This window comes from Pseudomonas sp. RGM2987, from assembly GCF_022952855.1.
Taxonomy (GTDB): domain Bacteria; phylum Pseudomonadota; class Gammaproteobacteria; order Pseudomonadales; family Pseudomonadaceae; genus Aquipseudomonas.
Map to the genome: position 1 here is coordinate 1 of NZ_JALJDX010000042.1, position 2,168 is coordinate 2,168.

The following is a 2,168-nucleotide window of genomic DNA, read 5'->3' on the forward strand; positions in this document are numbered from 1 at the left end:
TCCTTATCTGGCACACCGCATTCGCGAGCAAGCCCGCTCCCACAGGGTTTTATCTCTCCGTTTGGCATATGATGCCGACCATCCATCTCCCCCCGTCAGGCCCTGCCAGGAGTCCAGATGCTGCTCAAACACAAAATCGTCGCCCTCGGGATTCTGCCCCTGGTCCTGGCGATCGCGGTGATCTGCGCGTTGGTGATTTCCCTCAACCGCCAGCTGGGCGATCAGCAGGCGCAATTGATCGAAGACAGCATCCTGGCGAGCAAGCGCGCCGAGTTGAAAAACTACGTAGAGATGGCGCAGAGCCTGATCGCCCCGCTGTATAACGACGGTAAGGGCGACGAGCGCGCGCAACAGCAGGTGCTGGAAGAACTGCGCAAGCTGAGCTTCGGGATCAACGGCTATTTCTTCGTGTACGACCGCCAGGGCCGCAGCCTCATGCACGCTCGCCAGTCGGAGTTGGTGGGGCAATACCTCTGGGACATGAAAGACCCCCACGGCCTGCCGGTGATCCAGGCGCTGATCAAGAGCGCCGAGTCCGGTGAAGGTTTCCAGCGCTATGCCTGGAACAAGCCCTCTTCCGGCCAGGTCACCGACAAGCTGGCCTATGTGGTGATGCTCGACCGTTGGGGTTGGATGCTCGGCACGGGCATCTACCTGGAAGACGTCGAGCGCGCCACCCAGCAAGCCCGCGCCGAAGTGGCCCAGGGCATCCACACCACCATGTTGGCTATTGCCGCCGTCGCCTTGGTCGCCGTGCTGCTGGTATTCGCCGGCGGCATGACCCTCAACGTCAGCGAACACCGCTTGGCCGACAAAAAACTGCAGCGTCTGAACCAGCGCATCGTCAGCCTGCAGGAAGAGGAGCGCTCACGGGTGTCGCGCGAATTGCACGACGGCATCAGCCAACTGCTGGTGTCGATCAAGTTCCAGTTCGAACTGGCCAGCCATGTACTGGAAAACGGCCAGGAAAACGGCCTGGGCATCCTCAAGAACGCGACAGACCGATTGGGCGAGGCCATCGGTGAGATCCGCAGCATCTCCCACGACCTGCGCTCCTCCTTGCTCGATACCCTGGGCCTGCCCGCCGCCATCGGCCAGCTCGCGTCTGAGTTCCAACAGCGCAGCGGACTGGAGGTGTCCTACCGCAGCAATGAATTCGATTGTCGGCTGGAAAACGGCGCACCGGTCTCGCTGTTCCGCATCGCCCAGGAGGCCTTGACCAATATCGAGCGCCACGCCGGGGCGAAGAGTGTCGGCATCAGCCTGTTCGGCTCCGCCCAGTCGTTGCGACTGACTGTGGTGGACGACGGCATGGGTTTCAACGTGCCGCAGGTCGAACGCGGCCACGCCGGTATCGGCCTGCGCAATATCCGCGAACGGGTCGAGCATTTCGGTGGTCGGCTGGAAGTGACGTCGGTGCCGGGTCGCAGCGAACTGGACATCCTGCTGCCAATAAACATGGCGGCGACAGAAAGCTGATGCACACTCACTTCAACAAGAGCACTTGCCGATGAACCTGCCCCCGGCGATCCGCGTCGCGTTGGTCGATGACCACTCACTGGTGCGTGACGGCATCCGCGCCCTGCTGTCCGTCATGCCGCGGCTGAACGTGGTGGGCGAAGCCGAGAACGGCGCACAGGCGATCGAAATGGTCGGCCGCTGCACACCGGACCTGCTGCTGATGGACATCAGCCTCAAGGACATGAACGGCCTGGAGCTGACTCGCCTGTTGGGCAAGCAGTACCCGAGCCTGAAAATCCTCATCCTGAGCATGTACGACAATCATGAATACGTGAGCGAGTCGGTGCGCTGCGGTGCCCGCGGCTACGTGCTCAAGAATGCGCCCTCGCGGGAGATCATCGCGGCGATCGAAGCGATCATCGGCGGCGGCACCTTCTACAGCGCCGAGATCGCCCAGCGCCTGGCCGTCGCCCCGACCGCCGATAACGAGCTGACGCCACGGGAAAGCCAGGTGCTGCGCAAGATGGTCGAGGGGTTGAACAACAAGCAAATGGCCCGCGAGCTGGACATCAGCGTGCGCACCGTCGAGACCCACCGCCTGAGCATCCGCCGCAAGCTCAACATCGACAAACCCGCTGCACTGGTGAAATACGCGATCGACCATGGGCTGATTTCCCATTAGCCCAGGTTGGCCACTGCCTTTGTGG

At 62.3% G+C, this 2,168-nt stretch carries 2 protein-coding genes; both read left to right on the forward strand.

What is annotated here, in order from left to right; translation table 11 throughout:
• Positions 1-117: 117 nt before the first annotated feature.
• A complete protein-coding gene (locus tag RGM2987_RS00250) occupies positions 118-1,479 on the forward strand; it encodes a cache domain-containing protein (protein WP_245138114.1) in 1,362 nt (453 codons plus the stop codon).
• Between the two features lie 31 nt (positions 1,480-1,510).
• A complete protein-coding gene (locus RGM2987_RS00255) occupies positions 1,511-2,143 on the forward strand; it encodes a response regulator transcription factor (protein WP_245138115.1) in 633 nt (210 codons plus the stop codon).
• The last annotated feature ends 25 nt before the right edge of the window (positions 2,144-2,168 follow it).

Bases quoted from the DNA above. Each gene is read 5' to 3' on its own strand.
- RGM2987_RS00250 (WP_245138114.1), top strand. From the start codon at position 118: ATGCTGCTCAAACACAAAATCGTCGCCCTCGGGATTCTGCCCCTGGTC.
- RGM2987_RS00255 (WP_245138115.1), top strand. From the start codon at position 1,511: ATGAACCTGCCCCCGGCGATCCGCGTCGCGTTGGTCGATGACCACTCA.